General features: G+C 37.6%; 20 protein-coding genes, 1 other RNA gene, 1 pseudogene and 2 other annotated features. Of the genes and pseudogenes, 19 read left to right on the top strand and 3 right to left on the bottom strand.

What is annotated here, in order from left to right:
- Positions 1–280: 280 nt before the first annotated feature.
- The 3 genes and pseudogenes from GI584_RS13935 to GI584_RS13925 all read left to right on the top strand — a co-directional run bounded on the left by GI584_RS13935 (position 281) and on the right by GI584_RS13925 (position 4,258).
- Positions 281–2,485: a RelA/SpoT family protein gene (locus GI584_RS13935; RefSeq protein WP_100360087.1), complete on the top strand. Its 2,205-nt coding sequence runs from the start codon at positions 281–283 to the stop codon at positions 2,483–2,485.
- A 19-nt stretch (positions 2,486–2,504) separates the two neighbouring features.
- Positions 2,505–2,948: a D-aminoacyl-tRNA deacylase gene (gene dtd / locus GI584_RS13930; protein WP_100360088.1), complete on the top strand. Its 444-nt coding sequence runs from the start codon at positions 2,505–2,507 to the stop codon at positions 2,946–2,948.
- A 148-nt stretch (positions 2,949–3,096) separates the two neighbouring features.
- Positions 3,097–4,258, top strand: a pseudogene (locus GI584_RS13925) (IS3 family transposase).
- 54 nt (positions 4,259–4,312) lie between these two features.
- Here the strand turns inward: GI584_RS13925 and GI584_RS13920 are convergent.
- Positions 4,313–5,254: an N-acetylmuramoyl-L-alanine amidase family protein gene (locus GI584_RS13920; RefSeq protein ID WP_153791569.1), complete on the bottom strand. Its 942-nt coding sequence runs from the start codon at positions 5,252–5,254 to the stop codon at positions 4,313–4,315.
- A 195-nt stretch (positions 5,255–5,449) separates the two neighbouring features.
- Between GI584_RS13920 and GI584_RS13915 the strand changes: the two genes are divergently transcribed.
- The 4 genes from GI584_RS13915 to ssrS all read left to right on the top strand — a co-directional run bounded on the left by GI584_RS13915 (position 5,450) and on the right by ssrS (position 9,260).
- A complete protein-coding gene (locus GI584_RS13915) occupies positions 5,450–5,623 on the top strand; it encodes a hypothetical protein (protein ID WP_153791568.1) in 174 nt (57 codons plus the stop codon).
- A 51-nt stretch (positions 5,624–5,674) separates the two neighbouring features.
- Positions 5,675–5,890, top strand: a binding site (T-box leader).
- 59 nt (positions 5,891–5,949) lie between these two features.
- Entirely contained in the window at positions 5,950–7,212 is a 1,263-nt protein-coding gene (gene hisS / locus GI584_RS13910; RefSeq protein WP_153791567.1) for a histidine--tRNA ligase, read from the top strand.
- 11 nt (positions 7,213–7,223) lie between these two features.
- Positions 7,224–8,981: an aspartate--tRNA ligase gene (aspS, locus tag GI584_RS13905; RefSeq protein WP_153791566.1), complete on the top strand. Its 1,758-nt coding sequence runs from the start codon at positions 7,224–7,226 to the stop codon at positions 8,979–8,981.
- An 83-nt stretch (positions 8,982–9,064) separates the two neighbouring features.
- Positions 9,065–9,260, top strand: a non-coding RNA gene (gene ssrS, locus GI584_RS13900) — 6S RNA.
- A gap of 208 nt (positions 9,261–9,468) precedes the next feature.
- Here ssrS and GI584_RS13895 read toward each other — a convergent pair.
- Positions 9,469–10,218, bottom strand: a complete 750-nt coding sequence (locus tag GI584_RS13895) for an RsfA family transcriptional regulator (RefSeq protein ID WP_153791565.1) — start codon at positions 10,216–10,218, stop codon at positions 9,469–9,471.
- 149 nt (positions 10,219–10,367) lie between these two features.
- Entirely contained in the window at positions 10,368–11,630 is a 1,263-nt protein-coding gene (locus tag GI584_RS13890) for a replication-associated recombination protein A (RefSeq protein ID WP_153791564.1), read from the bottom strand.
- A gap of 280 nt (positions 11,631–11,910) precedes the next feature.
- On the opposite strand from GI584_RS13890, the gene cymR reads away from it, so the two are divergent.
- The 12 genes from cymR to mltG all read left to right on the top strand — a co-directional run bounded on the left by cymR (position 11,911) and on the right by mltG (position 24,745).
- Positions 11,911–12,330 (top strand): cysteine metabolism transcriptional regulator CymR, encoded by a 420-nt coding sequence (gene cymR / locus GI584_RS13885; protein WP_100360094.1) that lies wholly within the window; start codon positions 11,911–11,913, stop codon positions 12,328–12,330.
- Positions 12,331–12,348: 18 nt separating this feature from the next.
- Positions 12,349–13,491 carry a cysteine desulfurase family protein gene (locus GI584_RS13880; RefSeq protein ID WP_153791563.1) on the top strand — a complete coding sequence of 381 codons (1,143 nt, stop codon included), beginning with the start codon at positions 12,349–12,351 and terminating at the stop codon, positions 13,489–13,491.
- Between the two features lie 15 nt (positions 13,492–13,506).
- Positions 13,507–14,616, top strand: a complete 1,110-nt coding sequence (gene mnmA, locus GI584_RS13875) for a tRNA 2-thiouridine(34) synthase MnmA (protein WP_153791562.1) — start codon at positions 13,507–13,509, stop codon at positions 14,614–14,616.
- 298 nt (positions 14,617–14,914) lie between these two features.
- On the top strand, positions 14,915–15,580 hold the full coding sequence (locus GI584_RS13870) for a tetratricopeptide repeat protein (RefSeq protein WP_153791561.1): 666 nt from the start codon (positions 14,915–14,917) through the stop codon (positions 15,578–15,580).
- Positions 15,581–15,598: 18 nt separating this feature from the next.
- Complete coding sequence (gene recD2 / locus GI584_RS13865; RefSeq protein WP_153791560.1) at positions 15,599–17,974, top strand: SF1B family DNA helicase RecD2; 2,376 nt, start codon at positions 15,599–15,601, stop codon at positions 17,972–17,974.
- 169 nt (positions 17,975–18,143) lie between these two features.
- Positions 18,144–18,338: a hypothetical protein gene (locus tag GI584_RS13860; RefSeq protein WP_100360100.1), complete on the top strand. Its 195-nt coding sequence runs from the start codon at positions 18,144–18,146 to the stop codon at positions 18,336–18,338.
- Positions 18,338–19,411, top strand: a complete 1,074-nt coding sequence (locus tag GI584_RS13855; protein WP_153791559.1) for an AI-2E family transporter — start codon at positions 18,338–18,340, stop codon at positions 19,409–19,411. The genes GI584_RS13860 and GI584_RS13855 overlap by 1 nt, the downstream gene beginning before the upstream one ends.
- 38 nt (positions 19,412–19,449) lie before the next feature.
- Positions 19,450–19,657 (top strand) — a binding site (T-box leader).
- Between the two features lie 64 nt (positions 19,658–19,721).
- Positions 19,722–22,358 carry an alanine--tRNA ligase gene (gene alaS, locus GI584_RS13850; protein WP_153791558.1) on the top strand — a complete coding sequence of 879 codons (2,637 nt, stop codon included), beginning with the start codon at positions 19,722–19,724 and terminating at the stop codon, positions 22,356–22,358.
- A 74-nt stretch (positions 22,359–22,432) separates the two neighbouring features.
- Entirely contained in the window at positions 22,433–22,699 is a 267-nt protein-coding gene (locus tag GI584_RS13845) for an IreB family regulatory phosphoprotein (protein ID WP_018931502.1), read from the top strand.
- Entirely contained in the window at positions 22,696–23,115 is a 420-nt protein-coding gene (gene ruvX, locus GI584_RS13840) for a Holliday junction resolvase RuvX (RefSeq protein WP_100360103.1), read from the top strand. The genes GI584_RS13845 and ruvX overlap by 4 nt, the downstream gene beginning before the upstream one ends.
- Positions 23,116–23,128: 13 nt before the next feature.
- The gene (locus GI584_RS13835; RefSeq protein ID WP_091483199.1) at positions 23,129–23,413 is read left to right on the top strand and encodes a DUF1292 domain-containing protein; all 285 of its coding nucleotides are present in this window, start codon (positions 23,129–23,131) and stop codon (positions 23,411–23,413) included.
- 171 nt (positions 23,414–23,584) lie between these two features.
- A complete protein-coding gene (mltG, locus tag GI584_RS13830) occupies positions 23,585–24,745 on the top strand; it encodes an endolytic transglycosylase MltG (RefSeq protein ID WP_153791557.1) in 1,161 nt (386 codons plus the stop codon).
- Positions 24,746–24,780: the final 35 nt, after the last annotated feature.

Raw genomic sequence — 24,780 nt, 5'->3', positions numbered from 1 at the left:
AAAAGGGTACTCATATTGAGTGCTCTTTTTTTATGTTGCTTAGGAAATTTTAAAATATCCCTTCAGTTATCAAGTTTAGATAAATCTGTTAGTATGGTGTTTATGTATAGCATTTTCACGAAATTTTGTCATGTCATTATAATAAATCATACATGATAAATGAATATCGAGTAAAATGTCGAGAAATGAAATAGAATAGGAGGAAAATTTGCTTTATTTTTGGTATGATAGTTAAAACACGTTTTATAACGTCGTTAGTCTAATAGTAAAAGGTGATTATATGGCAAAGGATAAAATCTTAGCGCCTGAAGATATATTTGAAGAAGCTAAAAGTTATTTAAATGATGAGGATATACGTTTAATTAAGCGCGCTTATGATTATGCGGAAAAAGCACATGAAGGGCAATTTCGTAAGTCAGGAGAGCCATATATCATTCATCCTGTTCAGGTAGCTGGAATCTTATTGGATTTAAAATTAGATCCCGAGACAATAGCTGGTGGTTTTTTACATGATGTCGTAGAAGATACATCTGTCAGCGTTGAAGACTTAGAAACAGAATTTAACGAAGAAATTGCAATGCTCGTTGATGGTGTAACGAAACTCGGGAAAATTAAATATATGTCAAAAGAAGCCCAACAGGCTGAAAATCACCGCAAAATGTTTATCGCGATGGCAAAGGATATTCGCGTGATTTTAATCAAGCTTGCAGACCGGTTGCATAATATGCGGACTTTGAAGCATTTACCTGCTGAAAAACAACGTCGCATCTCAAATGAAACGTTAGAAATTTTTGCTCCTTTAGCACATCGGTTAGGTATTTCTGCTATAAAATGGGAGTTGGAAGATACGGCGCTTCGTTACTTAAACCCCCAACAATATTACCGAATCGTTCATTTAATGAAACAAAAGCGGGAAGAGCGTGAACATTACATTGATGAAGTAATGGAAGAAGTAAAAAAACAATTGGATGACGTTAATATTGAAGCTGATTTTTCCGGCAGGCCAAAACACTTATATAGTATCTACCGTAAAATGATGCTGCAGAAGAAGCAATTCAATGAAATATATGACCTTCTAGCAGTAAGAATTATCGTTTCAAGTATCAAAGACTGCTATGCCGTTTTAGGCATTATCCATACTTGTTGGAAGCCAATGCCTGGACGTTTCAAAGATTATATCGCCATGCCGAAACCAAACCTTTATCAGTCTCTGCACACGACTGTGATTGGACCAAAAGGAGCTCCCTTAGAAGTACAAATTCGCACAAAAGAAATGCATGAAATAGCAGAATACGGGATTGCCGCACACTGGGCCTATAAAGAAGGTAAGAAAGTAAATACTACTCAACAGTCTAATGAAGATCGTCTGGCTTGGTTCCGTGAAATATTAGAATGGCAAAATGATGCAAATGATGCAGAAGAATTTATGGAATCACTGAAGGTAGATCTTTTTTCAGATATGGTTTATGTGTTTACACCTAAAGGCGATGTGATTGAACTACCTAGAGGATCAGTACCTATTGATTTTGCTTATAAAATCCATACAGAGGTCGGGAATCATACGATAGGTGCCAAAATTAACGGAAAGATGGAGCCGCTCGACTATCAATTAAAAAATGGTGATATTGTCGAAGTGATGACATCCAAGCACTCTTATGGTCCATCTCAGGATTGGCTGAAAATGACACAAACATCTCAAGCAAAAAATAAAATAAAACAATTTTTCAAAAAACAGCGTCGTGACGAAAATGTTACCAATGGTCGTGAGATGGTAGAACAGGAGTTAAAACAAGCAGGATTCGAGCCAAAAGAAGTATTAACAGAGGAAAACATTGAGCTAGCATTAGAAAAGTTCAATTTTGGCACAGATGAGGATATGTTTGCAGCGGTTGGTTATCATGGTATTACGGCAGCTCAAATTGTGACGAGGCTGACAGAGAAAATCCGTGAGCAGCAAGAAAAGGATAAAAATATCGAAGAAACGATTGAGGAAGTCAATGCAAGTGGCCAATCGATCAAGAAAAAATCAAAAAGAGATTCCGGCGTTCGGGTGGAAGGCGTCGACAATATGCTTATTCGATTGTCTAAATGTTGTAACCCGGTACCTGGCGATGGAATTGTCGGTTATATTACAAAAGGTAGAGGAGTATCAGTCCATCGTAAGGACTGTCCGAATGTGAAGACAAGTGAGGCTGAAGACCGCTTAATTTACGTTGAATGGGAAAATTCAGAATCAGAATCAAAATCATATCATGTTGATTTAGAAATTTCAGGCTATGACCGTCGTGGATTGTTAAATGATGTATTACAAGTCATAAATGAATCGAAGACAAACATTATTGCAGTTAACGGACGTTCTGACCGCAATAAAATTGCGATTATTAATGTGACTATTTTAATTCATAATATTAATCATTTACGTCGAATTGTCGATCGATTAAAACAAATTCAAGACGTTTACACAGTTAAAAGAACGATTCAGTAAAAAGGCAGGTAGAAATAGCATGAAAGTTGTATTACAACGAGCAAAAGACGCTTCTGTAATAGTAAATGATGAAGTAGTCGGTCAGATAGAAAATGGTTACGTCGCATTAGTCGGTGTCACTCATAACGATACGGAAGAAGATGTTGATTACCTCGTCAACAAAACGATTAACTTACGTATTTTTGAAGATGAAAATCAAAAAATGAACTTATCTCTCAGAGACATTGGTGGTGGTGTACTCTCGATTTCTCAATTTACCCTCTATGGAGATGTACGAAAAGGCAGAAGACCTAACTTCATGGAGGCAGCCAAACCAGACTATGCCGAAAAACTTTACGAATTATACAATCAAAAACTAAGAGCAGAAGGCATCCAAGTTGAGACCGGTCAATTTGGCGCTAACATGAACGTAACACTAACCAACAACGGTCCGGTCACCATGACCCTTGAAAGTGAGCAATAGGAACAGGGAAGATTCACCATTTAATATTATAAACCAGTGCAATAAAAAGTCGTGTTGAAAATATAGAGTGACCCAATAATATGAGACAGGAAAAAACACCCCCAGAGTCGTATAAATTATTTATCGACATTTGGAGGTGTTTTTTGTTATGGGGAAGAAGGTGGTTTATCCTGAAGAAATCAAAAGAGAAGTAATACGCTTAAAACTATCTGGGGAACTAACGAATAAAGAGATTATGGAGAAGTTTGGTATTAAAAATAAGACACAAATCAATACTTGGATGAGATGGTATAGGAATGGCGAGGAGCACAGGTTAGCTCAACCAATTGGAAAACAATATGCATTCGGTAAAGGACCTGATGATGATAGTGAAATAAGTCAGTTAAGAAAAAAAGTGAAGTATTATGAAATGCGAGATGAATTGTCGGGAAAGTACCAAGAAATCGAAAGGAAGTGGTTCCAGAAGTATTCGTCGAAGTTGTAGAAGCTTATAAAGAACAATACACAATTACTACTATTTGTGAATGTTTCGAGATTCCAAAGTCAACTTATTATCGCTGGAAAAAGAGAGTTTCAGCTGAATTGCCTCTTCTACATCAGTTGGTTATAGATATTTGTCAAAGCCTTTCATTTAGAGTAGGACATCGAAACGTAAGAGGATTCTCCAAAATGACCATAAGATAAAAGTAAATCGAAAGACCGTACAAAAGATCATGCAAAAATATAACCTTCAGTGTCAAGTCAAAGTGAAAAGAAGGGTTTATATTGCTGGGGAAAGCAAGTTTGTCGTCCCAAACCTTCTTAAACAGGATTTCAAGGCTGATCGCCCTAATCAAAAGTGGGTTACTGATATTACTTACTTACCATATGGAGAGAAAATGCTTTATTTATCAACCATTATGGACTTATATAATAACGAAATCATAGCCTATAAAGTTAGTGACACACAAGAGGTTAAGCTTGTTTTAGATACACTAGAAGCTGCATGTAAAGGCAGAGAGACGTATGAAGTTATCTTACACAGTGATCAAGGAGCTCAATACACCTCTTACGACTTTCAAGAGCTGGCTAAAGAAAAAGGCATTACCACAAGCATGTCCCGAAAAGGAAACTGCTTTGATAATGCCGTAATCGAATCCTTCCACTCCTCGCTAAAGTCGGAAGAATTCAACACTCAAAATAGAGTGCACCTTACAAACTCTATTGTACTAGAAAAAGTGGAATCTTACATGTATTATTACAACTATATACGACCGTTTACAAAACTAAACTGCCACAGTCCTGTTGAATTCAGGACTATGGTAGCATAGGTGTTTTTTCTTGTCCCGTTTTACTGGGTCAGTTCAAATATTCAACACGACTTTTTATCTGAAAAATTGCTCTAACCCAGTCACAATTCCTCTGCTCATTGCTTCAAGATATGCTCTGGATTGTATATTTCTTTCCTCTGATTCATTGGAAATAAAGCCAAGTTCTAATAGTAATGATGGCCGATGATTAACCCGCAATACATGTAAATCCCGTTGCTCAATCCCGCGGTCATTCATTTCCGTTTCATTGATAATCCCACCGTGTACATACTCTGCAAGCTGCTTGTCACGTTCAGATAAGTAATATGTGTCAATACCTCGAACCTCTGTTAACTCTGGTGTACTATTATAATGAATACTGAGATACACATCAGCTTGAAGAAGGTTAGCATGTGTTGTTCTACTGGTTAATGGCACATATTGATTATTTTTGCGGGTAAGATATACATCCGCGCCGTGTTCTTCCAGCAATTCAAGCAATACTTGTGCTGTCTTTAATGTATAGTTACTTTCAAAACCACCAGAAGTCCCAATAGCACCAACATCTCGTCCGCCGTGACCAGGGTCTAAGACAATTTTTTTGCCGGCAAGGATATTGTCCATGCTCTTGTTATCTTCCGCAGCTCTTGTAAGTGGAGCATTGTTATTATCGTCTCTTTCCACGTTATTAGAATTTTCATCTTCATCCTCGCTTTCAGAGGTTGTAACTTTATCGTCATTTTCCGTTTCTGTATTTTCTATAACTGAAAAGTAATCCTTGTGGATCCAGCCTTGATAATCTCCTAAGTCAATTTTAGACCATTCACCGGATTCCTCAAGAACTGGATATTGCTCAGGAGGGTTTACTTTTGAAATCACATCATAATCTGTACCAGGTCCGCTTCTTACATTCAAATTTTCTCCCTCGATTTGTGCATCCTGTGCATAAATAAGTAAAGATATAGAAAAAATAAAAATAAAACTAATAATTGTCAGGAAAAAGATTTTTCTTTTCACAATTGGTACCGCTCCTTCGAAATATGATCACTTTTATCACGGTGCTAACCGTTCCTAAGACCCCCACACTTCAAGAATCAAGCATTTCAAAGAAGTTAAATGGGGATCAGGTGAGCTAACTCCCTGATAAGTAGGGTGGGGTCTCACTTTATCTTACCGGAATCATAACGAAAAGTAAAAAGGATGGAATAATGAATGCATACTCATTTCAAACTTAACAGAAAAGCAGCAACAAATCACCAGTACACTAAAAATGCACATCAATTTCATGAGTTTCAAGCAAGGAATTACCAAACTGAAATTGCAGCACAATTTGATATTCCTTTGCATTCTACGCAAAAAATAGCGAAAAACCGCAAACAAACTTGACAAAAACATTGTCAAACGATTATGATATAATAAATTCCAATGATCTGATATTTAAAGCTGAAGAAGGAAAAAGTAGCGGAGAAACAGTAGGAAAGAGAGAGAATTCCCGAGGCTGAAAGAATTCTTGCTAACTGACTTACGTGAAAGACATTCCCGAGGCTTTGTACCGAATAGAGTAGGTATAAACGTATGCAGGCGTTAACTGTTTGAGTGGAAGTAGTAATACTTCAACTAGGGTGGCAACACGGGTAAACTCTCGTCCCTTTTTTAGGGGTGGGAGTTTTTTTATGTCTTTTAATCTAGAGAATGTGTGAGGGGGAGATCTAATGAAAGCACCTAGAGGTACGCAAGATCTGTTACCAGGTGTGACGGAAAAATGGCAATATGTCGAAGAAAAATTGAAGGAATTAAGCAATAACTACCATTACCAAGAAATTCGCACACCTATCTTTGAACATACTGAATTATTCCAACGAGGTGTCGGTGATACAACGGATATTGTCCAAAAAGAAATGTATACCTTTTTAGATAAGGGAGATCGAAGTATTACCTTGAGGCCAGAAGGCACAGCCTCTGTCGTTCGTTCTTTTGTTGAACATAAGTTGTTTGGTTCACCAAATCAACCAACAAAGCTATTTTATATTGGACCAATGTTTCGGTACGAAAGACCGCAACAAGGCAGAATGCGTCAATTTGTACAATATGGAGTAGAAGCATTAGGAAGTGCTGATTCTGCAATTGATGCCGAAGTAATTTCATTGGCAATGAATGCTTATAGAACATTAGGTCTTCAGTCATTAAAGCTTGTTATCAACAGTCTGGGAGATCAGGAAAGTAGAGAAAATCACCGACAAGCGTTAATTAATCATTTTACACCAGTGAAAGATGAACTATGTGGTGACTGTCAAAAACGTTTAGAACAAAATCCATTACGTGTATTAGATTGCAAGAAGGACCGCGATCATCCAAAAATGCACGATGCGCCATCTATTTTAGAATATTTAAATGACGAATCAGGAGCTTATTTTGAAAAGGTAAAAGCATACTTAGATGCAATGGATATACCATACGAAGTCGATCCGAATTTAGTCCGTGGTTTGGATTACTATAACCACACTGCTTTTGAGATTATGAGTGATGCAGAAGGATTTGGTGCGATTACAACATTATCAGGTGGCGGTCGTTATAATGGACTTGTTCAAGATCTTGGAGGACCTGAAACTCCTGGAATTGGTTTCGCATTAAGTATTGAACGTCTTCTGATGGCTTTAGAAGCGGAAGGTATAGAACTGCCAATTGACAGGCAGCTTGATTGTTATGTCGTATCATTAGGTGAAGAGGCCAATCTTAAAGCAGCAGCCATCGTCAATGAATTACGTCAAACAGGTATTCAGGTCGATAAAGATTATCAAGGTAAAAAATTTAAAGGGCAATTTAAAGCAGCAGACCGTCTTCAAGCAAAATATGTACTAGTGCTAGGTGACGATGAATTAGCCAAAAAACAAATCGCTGTAAAAAACATGGAAACCGGAGACCAACAAACGGTTGCTTTGGACCAAATAATAGAATTTATTAAAGAGATTTTATAAGGGGGTAAATCATGCGTACTTTAGCAGGAACTATACGTAAAGAGCATGTTAATCAAGAAGTTACACTAAAGGGCTGGGTGCAAAAACGTCGTGATCTTGGCGAAATCATTTTTATTGATTTGCGTGACCGTTCAGGCGTTGTCCAAATCGTTTTTAATGCGGAAAATAGTAAAGAATCACATGCGGTCGGAGACAGTGTCCGCAGTGAATATGTAATTGAAGTGAAAGGGAAAGTGGTCGAAAGAGATACTGACACTATAAATCCTAAAATTGACACAGGTGATATTGAGATAATCGTAAGTGAAATCAACGTATTAAATGAAGCTAAAACACCTCCTTTTACGTTAACTGATGACATTGATGTATCTGAAGATATTCGATTAAAGTACCGTTATTTAGATCTGCGCCGTGAGGTAATGCAAGAAACATTCAAATTACGTCACCAAGCTACACAATCAATTCGTGAGTTTTTAAACAGTGAATCCTTTTTAGAAATGGAAACACCAATGTTAACAAAAAGTACTCCCGAAGGCGCGCGTGATTATTTAGTACCAAGTCGTGTACATGAAGGTTACTTTTATGCATTGCCACAATCACCACAATTGTTTAAACAATTATTGATGGTAGCAGGTTTTGAAAAATATTATCAATTTGCCCGTTGTTTTCGTGATGAAGATTTACGTGCGGATCGTCAACCAGAATTCACACAAATTGATATCGAAACATCTTTTATGACAATGGACGATATCTTGGAAATGACAGAACGCATGATGAAAAAAGTAATGAAAAAAGTCAAAGGTTTAGACATTGAAACACCATTCCAACGCATGCCATACGATGAAGCGATGGAACGTTTCGGTTCGGATAAACCAGATGTGCGCTTTGAAATGGAATTAGTCAACCTTTCTGAAGTAGTAAAAGAGTCTGGTTTTAAAGTATTCCGCCAAGCAGTTGAAAATAATGGAAAAGTAAGTGCTATAAACTTAAAAGGAAAAGCCGACCATTACTCACGTAAAGATTTAGACAATATGACAGACTTTGCAAAAATCTATGGTGCAAAAGGTTTAGCTTGGTTGAAAGTAGAAGAAGAAGCGTTAGTGGGACCTATTGCGAAATTTTTCTCTGAGGAAGAACAAGCACAATTCCGTAGCATGTTAGATGCCAATGCAGGTGACATTCTGTTCTTTGTAGCTGATAAAAAACAAATTGTATACGACGCGTTAGGCGCATTACGATTGAAACTGGCTAAAGATCACGAATTAATTAATGAAAGTAAGTTTGAATTCCTGTGGATCACAGACTGGCCATTGTTGGAGTATGATGAAGAAGAAGATCGCTATCATGCGGCCCACCATCCATTCACAATGCCATTTGAGTCAGATTTAGACAAAATGGATACAGATCCTGGTGCTGTTCGTGCGCAAGCTTATGACCTAGTACTGAATGGATATGAGTTAGGTGGAGGTTCCCTTCGTATTTATCAACGAGAAATGCAAAATCAAATGTTTGAAAAACTTGGATTTACAAAAGAAGAAGCAGAATCTCAATTCGGTTTCCTTCTTGATGCCTTAGAATATGGTGCACCACCTCATGGAGGTATTGCATTCGGATTTGACCGTTTCATTATGTTACTTGCAGGTCGTACCAATTTACGTGACACTATCTTATTCCCGAAGACAGCATCTGCATCAGATCCAATGACAGACGCACCAAGCCCTGTTGACACTAAACAATTGAATGAATTGCATTTAAATTTAAAAGAAATGTAAAGAAAAGGTTAAAGTATTGTAAAGTAATTCTCTTGAATTTCGAAATGTAATATGCTATTATTTAATTAAGATAAAGATAACAAAAAATCCTGATGTGTTCGTCGGATTATTGAGTTTTGACCGAACACCAATAACTTCGGGAGCTTGGAGTTCCTATATGGTGTGCAGGCCGCTTTACTTATTTAAAAATAGCGGAAGCATGAAGTATAGGACAGGGCACCCACCTGCTAGGAGCGGGATCAAAACTTCATCGCTTACGACGGCACAATTGGGATTGTCGATTTAAATCTCCAGGCACATCATGTACATGATGTGCCTTTTCCAATTGTTAAAGAGAAGTTGATTGTAAAAGGTCGAAGTTGTTACTAACATTCTATAATTGATAGCAAAACACTAGAAGGACAACAAACAAAAAAGCAGATAGATTTTCTGAACTGGCCTAGTTTTTCAACGGTTGCCATGTTCCCCTTCTATCTGCCTGTATTGCTTATTTTGCCACTTGTTCTAAATTTCCATTTTTATCCATTCGGAATTTTGGAATAGGGCGTGATTCCTCCTCTTCAAACACTACCATCTTTCTAGCACGTTCGACGATTTGCATAAAGGCCTGATAGTCTTCTTTCATCGTCTGTAATTCATTTTCTAACTCTTTTACTCTTTTTTGTTCAAGCTCTAATTGGTTTTGCAATTGCTCATTTTCTTGAACTAGCTTTTGATGGCTGGCTTTTGAAGATTGTGCTAGTTTTTGCTCTTTCTTCAGATATTGCAAATATCTAATAACTTGATCAAGATCTATACTGTATTCTTCCTGATATGACTCGGAAGCAGGAGTAGCTTGAGTTTGGGGTTGAGTTTGTTTACGATTAGAATTCCAATTCAACATGGAATATACTTCTTCTTCAATCGTTCTATTTGTCTCATTTTCTTCTTGACTAGTTTGTACATTAGGACTAGTTTGCACATTTGGCGTAGGTGGTGTATAAACATTATTTTGATTTGCAAGTGCTCTTTTTCTATCTTTTCGTTGTTTTTTCGCAATTTGAACAGCTTGTTCATAGTTTTGTCGTACTTCGGCATTCCATCTGAATCCACAGGCAGCAGAAGTGCGATTTAATTGATCGCCTACTTCATCAAAAGCCTTTAGTTGCGTACTCCCTTCCCGAATATGTCGTAATACTGTTTCTGCTAATAATAGGTCATCTTCATGTGACCATGCATCTTGACGTACTTTCGCCATGTATGTTCACTCCTTGTTTGATTCTGTCATTTTTTTAAATAGATAGTTAACTAAAACAGAAATGTCTTTGCACTTTTCTAATAGATTGATAATCGTACGAATAGATTAACTTATTTGCTATTCTGACCAGAAAAGGAGTGAATTAAACACTATTTTTTCAACTTTTGATATATTTGTTGTAAATTTTTTTCAAACTTACCGGTATTCTTAGGGTGATAGTATTGTTTATGCTTGATTTTATCAGGCAAATATTGCTGTTTTACCCAACCACTATCATAGGCATGTGGATATTTATAATCTATTCCACGGCCAAGTGATGCAGCGCCTTTATAATGTGCATCTTTTAAGTGGGGAGGTATTTCTCCTGTATCACCATTACGAATATCTGCAAGTGCTGCGTCCAGTGCTGAATAAGCACTATTTGACTTAGGAGATAAGCATAACTCGACTATGGCTACGGATAAAGGAATACGTGCCTCAGGAAAGCCGACACGCTCAGCGGTCTCTACTGCTGCTAAAGCTCTTGGACCAGCATGAGGATTCGCAAGTCCGATATCTTCATATGCACACACCAGCATTCTCCGCGCTATACTTTCTAAGTCGCCAGCCTCAATCAATCTTCCTAAATAATGTAATGCGGCATCGACATCACTGCCGCGGATTGATTTTTGAAAAGCTGATAACACGTCATAATGGGCATCTCCTCCTTTGTCATGGGAGAAACTCTTTTTTTGCATACAAGCTTCAGCATTTGCTAAATCAATTACGATTTGATCATCGTCACGAGGGGTAGAGTAAGCAGCCAGTTCGAGTCCGTTTAAAGCTGCACGCAAGTCACCATTACAGGCATTAGCAAAATGTTCTTTCGCTGCCTGCTCGACAACAAGTGGCAACTCACCTAAACCATTTTCTTCATCCGCAATTGCACGGTCTAATGCTTCGATAATATTAGAAGGTTCCAAGCGAAAGAGTTCAAAAATATGAGAACGACTTCGGATTGCAGGGTTAATTGAATGATAAGGGTTGGCTGTCGTACAACCGATTAATGTAATCAAATTCGACTCAACATGTGGTAATAGAAAGTCTTGTTTTGCTTTATCAAGTCGATGTACCTCATCTAATATGACAACGAGCTGTCCAGACATTTTTGCTTCTTCTACAGCAATTTGCATATCTTTTTTTCTATCGGTTGCCGCATTCAACAGTTTATAGCGAATGTTTAAACTATTAGCAATTCCGATTGCCATGGAAGTTTTCCCTGTACCAGGTGGTCCGTAACATACCATGGAATGGAGACGGTTTGCATTGACCATTCTTCTGATCATCTGACCTTCTCCGACTAAATGTTGTTGTCCGATTACTTCATCTATATTTTTTGGTCGCATTCGAAAAGCAAGTGGTTGATTCGCCATTGTAACATCCTTTCTATCTGATCAAGAGCAAGCAACTTGACATTTTTTTTCTGCTTTCTTAATATAGGCAAGTATGTAATGATTAGAAAAACTTGGCTTATCGTACTAGCGTGCGTTTAGTTTCTTAATACTCTATAATCAATAATAATTTTATACATGTCTATAGTGCAAGTAACCTGCTATGAATTGTTCTGCAATTAGTATATCATTCATGCTATAATAACAACTAATGACGAACATTGTATATAGATATTTTGAAGGGGAAAAATGAGGTGGAACAATGAAGATATCTACTAAAGGGAGATATGGATTAACGATTATGATTGAACTGGCAAAAAATAATGGCAATGGTCCGATGTCGTTAAAAAGTATAGCCAAAGAAAATAATTTATCGGAACACTATTTAGAACAATTAGTTGCCCCGTTAAGAAATGCGAGTTTAGTAAAAAGTATTCGCGGCGCATATGGTGGATATATACTGGCAAAAGAACCAAATGAGATAACAGCTGGTGATATTATCAGAATTTTAGAAGGACCAATAACACCGGTTGAGGGAATTGAACAGGAAGAGCCAGCCAAACAAGAGCTTTGGATCAGAATTCGTGACGCAGTGAAAGATGTACTCGATACAACCACTTTAGAGGACTTATCCACTTACGGGGAAAAAGGCGTACAGGATCCTTATATGTTCTACATTTAGAGAAAAGAGTTGAAAGTAATGAAAGCTATCTATTTAGATCATGCGGCGACAACTCCGGTACACCCAAAAGTTGCCGAAGCGATGACAGAAAGCTTACAAAAGAATTTCGGTAATCCATCTAGTATTCATTCATTTGGCCGAAAAGCAAGGCAGATTTTAGATAAAGCACGTTCGGTTGCAGCGCAATCTATCCATGCTTCCGATAAGGATATTGTTTTTACAAGCGGTGGAACAGAAGCGGACAATATCGCCATAACCGGAGTTGCGCTTGCCAATCAAGCAAAAGGAAAGCATATTATCACAACAAAAATCGAGCACCATGCGACATTACACACGGTAGAGAACCTTGAGAAGCAAGGGTTTGAAGTAACTTATTTAGATGTAAATGAACATGGTGAAGTTGAGCTACAACAATTGAAAAATGCTTTACGTGACGATACGATTCTTGTGACAGTAATGATGGTTAACAATGAAACAGGAGTGATCCAGCCGATTGCAGCGATTGGTGAATTGCTAGAGGAACACCAAACCTATTTTCATACAGATGCCGTTCAAGCTTATGGTATGTTACCAATAAAAGTTGGAGAACTTAAGGTTGATTTGTTAACCGTTTCTTCTCATAAAATAAACGGTCCCAAAGGTTTAGGTTTTTTATATGTTCATCCGGGTGTAACGTTACAAGCCTTACAGCATGGGGGAGAACAAGAGCGTAAACGTCGCCCAGGGACGGAAAATGTTGCTGCAATTGCCGGCTTCACGGAAGCAATTCAACTTGCATTGACTGAACGGGAACAACGATATCAAGAATATCAGGATTATCGTGATCGCTTTTTGCAAATGCTTCGTGATCAAGGTATCGACTTTTCGATAAACGGGGAAAAAAGCGAACGCGTACCAAACATAATAAATGTAAGTTTCCCTGGAACCAATGTGGAAGCCTTGTTAACCAATTTTGATTTGAGTGGTGTTGCAGCTTCTAGCGGAAGTGCTTGTACAGCAGGATCAGTAGAACCTTCTCATGTGTTAAGCGCGATGTTTACTGAAAATAGTAGCTGCACGACCAATTCGATTCGTTTCAGTTTCGGACTTGCGAATAATCAGGAAAATGTAACAGAGGCAGCAGAGAAAGTGGCGAAAATCGTCACAAGACTGACAACCTAAGGTGGTGAAAAAGCAATGAAAAAAAATGAAGATACACGTGTGATCGTCGGTATGAGTGGTGGTGTTGATTCATCTGTGACAGCCCTTTTGTTAAAAGAACAAGGCTATGATGTTGTCGGTATCTTTATGAAAAACTGGGATGATACGGATGAATTTGGTGTATGTACTGCAACGGAAGATTTCGATGATGTTGTGCGTGTATGTAATCAACTCGATATCCCATACTATGCCGTCAACTTTGAAAAACAATACTGGGATAAAGTGTTTACATACTTTTTGGATGAATATAAAGCAGGTAGAACACCAAATCCTGATGTGATGTGTAATAAAGAAATTAAATTCAAAGCATTTCTAGATCATGCCCTTTCACTTGGTGCAGATTATGTAGCAACAGGACACTATGCGCAAGTGAGACATGATGGTGATCGTGCGGAAATGTTACGCGGTGTGGATGATAATAAAGATCAAACATACTTCTTGAATCAATTATCAGAAGATGTGTTAAGAAAAGTCATGTTCCCATTAGGGCACTTACCAAAGACAGAAGTACGTCGCATTGCCAAAGAAAATGGACTAGCTACAGCGAACAAAAGAGACAGTACCGGAATCTGCTTTATTGGGGAACGAAATTTCAAAGAATTTCTCAGTGAATATTTACCGGCGCAACCAGGCAAAATCATGACACTGGACGGAGAAGTAAAAGGTGAGCATGATGGTCTGATGTATTACACGATTGGCCAACGTCAAGGACTTGGCATCGGTGGTCCAGGCGGTCCGTGGTTTGTAGTTGGAAAGAATCTGGAAGACAATGTACTTTATGTTGGAGCAGATTACCATAATGATGCCTTATATTCTGATGCATTGATCGCAACAGATATCAACTGGATTAATGAAGTGCCGACAGAAGCCTTCCATTCTACGGCAAAATTCCGTTACCGTCAAAATGACAATGGGGTAACTGTATATCCTAATGAAGATGGTACTGCAAAAGTAGTATTCGATAATCCAGAACGTGCGATTACACCAGGACAAGCAGTCGTCTTTTACCAAGATGAAGTCTGCTTAGGCGGCGGTACGATTGATGAAGTAATTAAAGATGATAAATATTTAGATTATGTAGGATGATTTAGAGGGGCAGCATGCTTACGTGCTGTCCCCTTTGTCTTAAAAGAAGGATGAAGGACAAAAATAGAGCAAATCACAAAAAAGTGTCTATCATAAGCTTGATGAAGGACAAAAATAGAGTAAATCACAAAAAAGTGTCTTTCATAAACCAAATGAAAGACACAACTACGCAAAAATAAATAATTCTGTCCATCACAAACTAAATTAGAAAAAACTAATCACAATATATTACCAATCATTAGACTGTGCTTGCACGCTAATTCACAATTGAGCTAAAATAACAATAGGAGGTTTTAACATGGCAGAAATTGATCAAGGGATTCAGTATATGAAAGAAGGTAAGCTGGAAGATGCAGCACAATACTTCACAGATGCAATTGAAAAAAATCCACAGGATCCCGTTCATTATATAAACTTTGGCAATCTACTTTTACATATGAAAGATTATGAGCGAGCTGAACGATTTTACCAAAAGGCAACAGAGCTTGATGAAAAAGCAGCAACAGCCTACTACGGGTTGGGCAATGTACATTTTGAACAAGAAAATTACGATTCGGCAAAAGAACAATTCCAGAAAGCAATTAGTCTAGGCTTGGAAGAAGCAGATCCGTATTTTATGTTAGGAATGACGTTTTTATATGATGAGCAGTTTAAATTATCGCTTCCATATCTGCAACGAGCAAGTGAGTTAAGTCCAGATGATGCCGATGTTCAGTTTCAATACGGATTGGCGCTAGCCCAAACCGGACAGCTAGACTATGCTAAATCTACTTTTAAAAAAGTATTAGAGTCACAAAAAGAACATAGTGATGCTCATTATAATTTAGGTGTTATCGCCTTATATGATGAACACATTGATCAGGCATTGGAACATTTTAATCAGGCACTTGAAATTCAACCTGATCACTTATTAGCTGGAAATGGTAAAAAGCAAATTGAAAAAATGCTCGAAGAAAACGAGTAAGGAATGGGGGTCTTTGTAATGGAGAATAGCCAGGCAGCCGAACAAAAAAATTTCATAAAAGGTGAAATGATCCATACTATTTTTGAAAATAAACAAGAGCATTTCTCCATTGCAAAGATCAAAATTCTCGAAACCAATCAGCAATTTGATGAAACAGAAGTTGTTGTAAAAGGATATTTCCGTCGCTTAGATCCTGGCGAGACATACGAATTTTATGGGCGAGTTGTCGATCATAAACGATTTGGTCGTCAGTTCCAAGTCGAAAGCTACCAACGTTTTCTCCCAGAATCGAAAGAAGGCGTCATTGCCTATTTATCTAGTGATCTTTTTCCTGGTATCGGTAAAAAAACAGCGGAACGAATTGTCGATACTATAGGAGAATCAGCATTATCTAAGATTCTTAATGATCAATCTGTTCTGTCTCAGGTAAAAGGGTTAACTAAAGATAAACAAGAAAAAATCTATCAGATACTCCATGAAAATCAAGGTTTTGAACATATTGTGATTGCATTGTCGAAATACGGATTTGGCCTTAAGATGGCCCAAAAAATGTACACGGCTTTTAAAGATAACACGTTAGAAACGTTGCAAACTAATCCATATGCCTTTGTTTTCGATGTAGACGGATTTGGTTTCTTACGAGCAGATCAAATGGCAAAAGAAAATAATATTCCGATTGACCATCCTACGAGATTACAAGCGGCATGTATTTATATTTTGCAAAACAGTATACAGGACGGTCATGTCTATCTACCAATCGATCAGTTGTTATATGAGATGGACCTTTTATTGGACGGTGAAGCAAATAAGATTGATATTGACAAAATGACTGCTCAGATTGTCGAGTTAAACAAAGAAAAACAAATCATAGTTACGGATAAAAAAGTGTACTTGCCATCTCTTTATTATTCGGAAACAGGTTTTTGTGCCCAAATTAAACGGATTGCTGACAAAAAGATCGAACGAGTATTTACGGATGCAGAACTGTTAAAAATAGTAGGGGCTATTGAGGAAGAAGAAGTTTTAAGCTATGGAAAAGAGCAGTATCAAGCGTTGGAGACAGCCTTATCAGAGAAAATTTTCATCTTAACAGGTGGTCCAGGTACGGGGAAGACAACAGTTATTAAAGGAATTATTAATGCTTATGCAGAGATTCATGACCTTTCATTAGACCGAGATGATTATAAAGATGACGAAGAGTACCCGTTTGTATTAACAGCACCAACTGGACGTGCGGCAAAAAGGATGAAGGAATCAACAGGAATTGACAGTGTTACCATTCACCGCTTATTAGGCTGGGATGGTAATGAAACATTTGATAAAGATGAGAATAATCAATTAGAAGGCAAAGTTCTCGTGATTGACGAATTTTCCATGGTTGATATTTGGCTTGCTTATCAGTTGTTTCGTGCAATTCCTGATGACATGCAAATTGTGATTGTAGGGGATGAAGATCAACTACCATCTGTCGGACCAGGCCATGTACTTGCAGATCTGCTAAAAAGTGATGTCGTTTCATCCGTCTCCCTCAAAGAAGTGTACCGTCAAAAAGAGGGTTCCAAAATCATTCAGCTTGCCCATGAAATCAAAAATAATAACGTACAGCCAGACAGTTTAGCAAAGGCAAATGATTTTAATTTTTTAACTTGCCCGGATTACCAGGTTGTCGATATTGTAACTCAAGTAGTGAAAAAAGCACATGACAAAGGAGTGGACCTTCGTCAAATTCAGGTGTTAGCACCTATGTATCGTTCCAAAGCAGGTATTCATCGTTTAAATGAAGAGCTTCAAGCAGTGATCAACCCACCTCAACAGGGTAGAAGAGAAATGCGTTTCGGTGATACCGTTTTTCGAAAAGGGGATAAGGTTATCCAGCTTGTTAATCAAGCGGAAGATGGTGTGTTTAATGGTGATATTGGAGAAGTTGTTGCCATTTTTGAAAAAGATGAGAATGTCGAACAAGAGGAACAAGTTGTCGTAAGTTTTGATGAAAAAGAGGTAGCTTATGCTAAAGCCGATCTGTTGAATCTGATGCATGCTTACTGTACGTCTATTCATAAGTCACAAGGTAGTGAATTTCAAATTGTCATTTTGCCAATTATCCAGGGATACAATCGGATGCTCCGCAAAAATTTGATCTATACAGCGATTACTCGTGCTAAACAATCGCTTGTCATATGTGGTGATAAATCGGCATTCTTACGTGGAGTAAAAACAGAAGATACGAATCAGCGTTATACATCGCTTGTACCTTATTTGCATGAATTATTCCAGGTACAAGAAAATTCAGCAGAAAATGAAAGAGAACAGAAATTAACAGCAGATGAACAACTACTTGCTGTAGAAGTAGGACAGGAAGACTTTTCGCCATATGATTTTATGGAGTTAAACTAGTAATCATGAAAATATAGCTTATGCATTAGAAGGAGAAAGGCTATCAATTGGGAAATAGACCAAAATACAACTAAAGTTATATCAAGTTTAAGAGCTATCGTTGTAATTTTATATGTATAATTCCCTCCAAATAGGAAAGGATGAAAAATAAAAATGGAAAAGTGAGGGAATGTTAGTGATTTGTCCGAATTGTCGCAGCAAGAATATCGGAATTATCGGTCCTGAGCAATATTATTGCTGGGATTGCTTCATTGAATTATCTGTCCAAAACAATATGCTGCACTTGCATGAAGTCGAAATGGATGGATCGTTAAGCTCATTGGATGATTTATTTTCTGATGAGGAAAGACGTGTAGAAAGGTAATGAAGTCCAATCAAGCCAAAATTCGCATCGTTCTGCAATTGATTATTCTATGCTTAGCAGTTCTGTTTCTCTATTTAATGTACATTCTGTTTCCTTTTTATAAGCATGTTCTTATCGTCGTTTTACAGGTGCTAGCACCTTTTTTCATCGCAGGATTAATCGCTTATCTATTACATCCAGTTGTTGAAGAAATTTATCGATTCCATATTCCAAGGCCACTGGCTATTATTTTCATATATCTACTTTTTTTTGGACTAGCAGGTTATGGAATTTATATATCCTTTCCGATGTGGATGAAGCAAATGCAGGAAATGCAACAGAATATTCCGCAATATGTAGATGCTTATCGCACATTTATCTATGATATTTATGATCAAACATCATTTCTGTCAGAGGGCTTTCATGATCATTTAGATCAACTCTTTGAAAATATTGAAACAACATTAGGGGAACAGCTTACCAACCTATTGAAAAATATCCCTTTGTTGTTTGATATTTTTGTTATGATAGCTGTGATTCCCATTTTAGCGTTTTACTTTCTAAAGGACTATCAGAAATTACAGAGAAGCATCCTAAGAGTCATCCCGCAAAAGTATCAAGCTTTTACGAAAAAATTAGCTCATGATATGGAAGAAAGTCTAGGTCAGTATATTCGCGGTCAAATATTAGTTTGTTTTCTCGTTGGTTTAGTGAGTTACTTTTTGTTAAGATGGGTTGGGATGAATTATACTGTCGTATTGGCAACGATTATCGGTTTTACGAACTTTATTCCATATTTTGGACCGATCATTGGAGCCATTCCCGCGCTTCTAATTGCCTTTACAATGTCAACGGAAATGGTGTTATATGTACTTTTGGTTGTTATAGTAATCCAAATAACAGAAGGTAATCTACTTTCGCCATTTATCGTAGGGAAAAGTATTCACATACATCCAGTGTATTTAATTTTAGCATTATTTATTGCAGCACAGACTGCTGGAGTCGTTGGGATGATATTTGCAGTCCCATTATTAGCAGTCGCCAGAGTTGCAGTCCCATTGATTGTTAGACAGGTAAAAGCAATTGACAGATAGCCCAAAATTATCTATAATATGCTAGCGAAGTTAAATAAATCAAAACGATGAAAAACCTGAGTACTGGATTACCGTTTCAAAGAGAGGAATTTCCGTGGCTGAAAGAAATTCTAAATGCTCTGATTCAGGAAGCTAGTTTGAAGTGCAGCGAAATACTGCCGGTTCCATCACCGTTACAGATGTTAAGGTGACAGTCACATTGACTGTAATTAGGGTGGTACCGCGGATATAACTCTCGTCCCTGCTGAATAAGGCAGAGATGGGAGTTTTTTATTTTGAAATAAAAGCAAATTCACGGAGGCGATTAATCATGAACAATTTAACATCTGCTCAAGTGCGACAAATGTTTTTAGACTTTTTTAAAGAAAAAGGTCATAGTATTGAACCAAGTGCATCGCTCGTTCCTAAAGATGATCCGACATTATTGTGGATCAATAGTGGTGTGGCCACATTAAAAAAATACTTTGATGGTCGTGTAGTACCAGAGAATCCCCGTATTACGAATGCTCAGAAATCCATTCGCACGAACGACATCACCAATGTCGGTTATACCGCAAGACACCATACGTTCTTTGAAATGTTAGGTAACTTCTCGATTGGCGATTATTTCAAGGAAGAAGCAATCGTCTTTGCCTGGGAATTTTTAACCGGTGACAAATGGATCGGCTTTGATCCTGAGAAACTATCAGTTACCGTGCATCCGGAAGATGAAGAAGCATATGTTCTTTGGCGTGATAAAATTAGATTACCGGAAGAGCGTATTATCCGCCTAGAAGAAAACTTCTGGGATATCGGGGAAGGCCCAAGTGGACCAAATACCGAAATTTTCTATGATCGTGGCGAAGCTTATGGTAATGATCCAAATGATCCGGAACTGTACCCTGGTGGTGAAAATGAACGCTATTTGGAGATCTGGAATCTTGTGTTCTCGCAGTTTAACCATAATCCTGATGATACCTATACACCATTACCAAAGAAAAATATTGATACCGGTATGGGACTCGAACGTCTTGTTAGTGTGATCCAAGATACGAAAACGAATTTTGAAACAGATTTATTTTTACCTATTATTAAAGAAACAGAAAAGCTTGCTGATACCACATATAATGCAAAAGAAGAAACAGACGTGTCCTTCAAGGTGATTGCCGATCATATCCGTACGGTTACGTTTGCGGTGAGTGATGGCGCACTACCATCAAATGAAGGCCGTGGGTATGTATTACGACGTCTTTTACGTAGAGCGGTTCGCTATGCCAAACAAATCGGAATAGAGAAGCCGTTTATGTATCAGCTTGTTCCAACTGTAGGTATGATTATGGAAGCTTTCTATCCAGAAGTGAAGAATAAAACAGACTTTATTCAAAATGTTATTAAAACAGAGGAAGAGCGGTTCCATGAAACATTGCAAGAAGGATTGCAAATCTTAAATACTATCATTGAACAAGAGAAGGCAAAAGGAAATAAAGTATTCCCTGGTGAGGAAGTCTTCCGCCTTTATGACACTTACGGATTTCCAAAAGAGTTAACAGAAGAGTACGCAGGTGAAGCAGGGTTTACGCTTGATGAAGCAGGCTTTGAGAAAGAAATGACCAAGCAGCGTGACAGAGCACGTAATGCCCGACAAAAAGTCGATTCGATGCAAATTCAGGATGGCGTATTAAACGAAATTAACACAGAAAGCTCTTTTGTAGGCTATGAGTACCTACAGGCAGAAACAACTGTAATTGAGATGGTCGCTGATAAAGAACGAGTAAAATCTGTTACAGCTGGAAATGAAGCATACGTTATACTTGCTGAAACACCTTTTTATGCGGAAAGCGGTGGACAGATTGCTGATAAAGGTACGATTTCCTATGAAGGTGGTCATGCTGAAGTACAGGATGTTCAGAAAGCACCAAACGGACAAAACCTACACCGAATTCTAATTCAGGAAGGTACGTTAACAAAAGGACAGGCCGTTAAAGCACAAGTAGAAAAAACATCTCGTCAGTATATCATTAAAAATCACACGGCAACACACCTCCTGCATCAAGCATTAAAAGATGTGTTAGGGGAACACGTAAACCAAGCCGGTTCATTAGTAGCGAGTGAGCGTCTGCGTTTTGACTTCTCTCATTTCGGAGCAATATCGGAACAGGAAATTACTGAGATAGAACAACAAGTAAACGAAAAAATTTGGGCATCGATTACAGTTTCCATTAGTAATAAAGGAATCCAAGAAGCAAAAGAAATGGGAGCCATGGCCTTATTTGGTGAAAAATATGGTGACATCGTACGTGTGGTTGAAATCGGGGATTATAGTATTGAACTGTGTGGAGGTTGCCACGTTCAAAATTCTGCAGAAATTGGTTTATTTAAGATAGTTTCCGAGTCAGGAATTGGTGCTGGTACACGAAGAATTGAAGCTGTAACCGCAAAAAGCGCATATCAATTTGTTAATGGTAAACATCAATTGTTACAAACAGCTGCTAACCAATTGAAAACTAAAGAAGACCAAGTACCTGAACGTTTGGAACATCTATTTAAAGATATGAAAGAACAGCAACGTCAAATCGAATCATTACGAGCTAAACTTTCTCAACTAGAGGCGACTTCGATTTTAGATGATGTCCAAGAAGTAAACGGAATAAATGTACTTGCGAAAAAAGTAGATGTATCAGACATGAATCAATTACGTCAAATGGTAGACGAAATGAAACAAAAATTAGAATCAGGTATTATTTTGCTTGCTGCAGTCAATAATGACAAGGTACAGTTAGCATCAGGAGTTACCAAAGATTTAGTAACGAAAGGATACCATGCCGGTAATTTGATTAAAGAAACAGCGAAGATTTGTGGTGGCGGTGGCGGTGGTCGTCCAGATATGGCCCAAGCTGGTGGTAAAGATGCGACTAAATTATCAGAAGCACTTGCTTATGTAGAAAAATATGCGCAAGAGGTACAATAATTTTGGTAATTTTTATTAATAACAGGTATAATAGATAGATACAAATCGTTGTAATTTTATTTGGGGGTGCTTCCATGGATGGAATGGACAAGACAATGAAATTTGATTTTTCTGAAGAGCCCATTGAGCAAAATGTCGAAGAAGTGTTGTTGTTAGTGCATAATGCGCTTGAGGAAAAAGGATATCATCCGATTAATCAAATTGTTGGATATTTATTATCAGGTGACCCGGCTTATATTCCACGACATAAGGATGCACGAAATTTAATAAGGAGAATTGAGCGCGATGAAATCATTGAAGAGTTAGTAAAGTATTACATTAGCGCCAATAATAAGAAATGACAAAAGTATTAGGACTGGATGTAGGATCAAAAACGATCGGTATTGCGATCAGTGATGCATTAGGATGGACTGCACAAGGTTTAACAACGATTCATTGGCAGGAACCAGATTATAAATCGGTAGAAGATACGTTTAAACAATTGATCGATGAACATACTATAGAAAAAGTCGTGATTGGCTTACCCAAAAATATGGATGGCTCAATTGGCTTTAGAGGTGAAGCTTCTCAAGATTTTGCGAAGTTTATAGAAGATACCTTTTCAAAAGAGGTTATTTTTTGGGATGAACGACTCACAACGATGGCTGCTGAGAAAGTGTTGCTAGAAGCGGATATGAGCCGTGCAAAGCGAAAGAAAGTAATCGACAAGATGGCAGCTGTCATGATTTTGCAAGGTTATTTAGATAGTCAACCATGAAGGAGGATTACAAATGGCACTAGAAGAAAAAGAACGTATCATCATTCCCGATGAAAATGGAGAAGAACATTTATTTGAAGTCCTATTTACGTTTGATGTGGACCAAACACAAGAATCATATGTAGCAGTGGTACCAGCGGAACAGAAAGAAGACGAAGAAGTAGAAGTGTTCGCTTTTCGTTATGAAGAAAAAGAAAATGACGACGACCTTGCTCTATACCATATCGAATCAGATGATGAGTGGGACATGGTCGAAGAAGTACTGAATACAGTAGCAGACAACGACTTAACAGAATAAAAACAACAAAGCTGACTGGGAAAACCAGTCAGCTTTTAATTGCATAGTAAAAGTTAAATAGATGGTTATGAAAGTTGATTATTTGTTGCGAAATCGTTACATCCTTTTCCCTTATGTTTCCCTTTTGCGAAAATTGTAGTATAATATACCGGGTGAAAGGGGGAAACCTAAATGAGTGATGATAAAAGTAATGTAAAAGAAGAGAAAAACAAAAAGTCCAAAAAGAAACTTACATATAAAGAAATTTCTCAAGAACGTGCAAAAGAAGCTAGTATTGCACGAAAAATTATCGTCATTGTACTTATTGTGTTAACAGCGATTATCGTTTTTGGTGGTTTTAGTGGCTATAAATTCGTAAAAAATGGCGTATCACCGGTTGATCCGGATAGTGAAGAATCGATCGATGTTACGATTCCTTTAGGATCATCAAGTTCAGATATTGCTACTATCTTAGAAGACGAAGGCATTATTGCAAATAGTTTAATATATCGTTTTTACATTAAATTTAATAATGCTTCCGATTTTCAAGCAGGAGAATATACCTTATCACCTTCCATGACATTGGCAGAAATTACTGCAGAGTTGGAAACAGGTTCACTTCAGCAGGAAGCCCAATTACGTGTTACGGTACCGGAAGGAAGAAGTATGGAAGAAATTGCATCGATCTTTCAAGAACATGCAGGGATCGACAGTGAAGAATTTTTAGAAAAAATGACAGATCAGTCGTATATGGAAAAATTGATCGAACAATATCCGAACATCTTAACCGAAGAGATTTTAGAGGAAGATATTATTTATCCATTAGAAGGGTATTTATTTCCGGCAACATATGAATTTTATACGGATGATCCCACACTAGATGAGATAATTACACAAATGTTAAATAAAACGAACGATGTCGTTGTCGCATATTATGATCAGATAGATGCATTAGATTTCTCCATCCATGAAATAATTACTTTAGCTTCCTTAGTAGAGGAAGAGGCGCCAACAGAAGAGGATAGAAGAGAAATAGCAGGCGTTTTTTATAATCGATTGGATGAGGGTATGAAGTTACAAACAGATCCTACTGTCATTTATGCCCATCGTGAACATATCCCAAGATTAACGTATGATCATTATGAAATAGATTCACCATATAATACCTATCAAGTACAGGGATTACCAGTTGGTCCGATTGCTAATTTTGGAGAAAGTTCTTTAGCTGCAGTACTTGAACCTGATGAAACTAACTACTTATATTTCTTAGCTGATTCAGATGGGAATGTACATTATTCAACCACGTATGAAGAACATCAAAAATTGGAAGATCAATATATTCATAACGAATAGTGAAAGCAGGGGATTGCCATCCCTGCTTTTGCCCT

It is taken from the genome of Gracilibacillus salitolerans (assembly GCF_009650095.1).
Classification (GTDB): Bacteria; Bacillota; Bacilli; order Bacillales; family Amphibacillaceae; genus Gracilibacillus; species Gracilibacillus salitolerans.
Note: the sequence above shows the minus strand (reverse complement) of the source record. Positions and strands in the feature narration are given on the sequence as shown.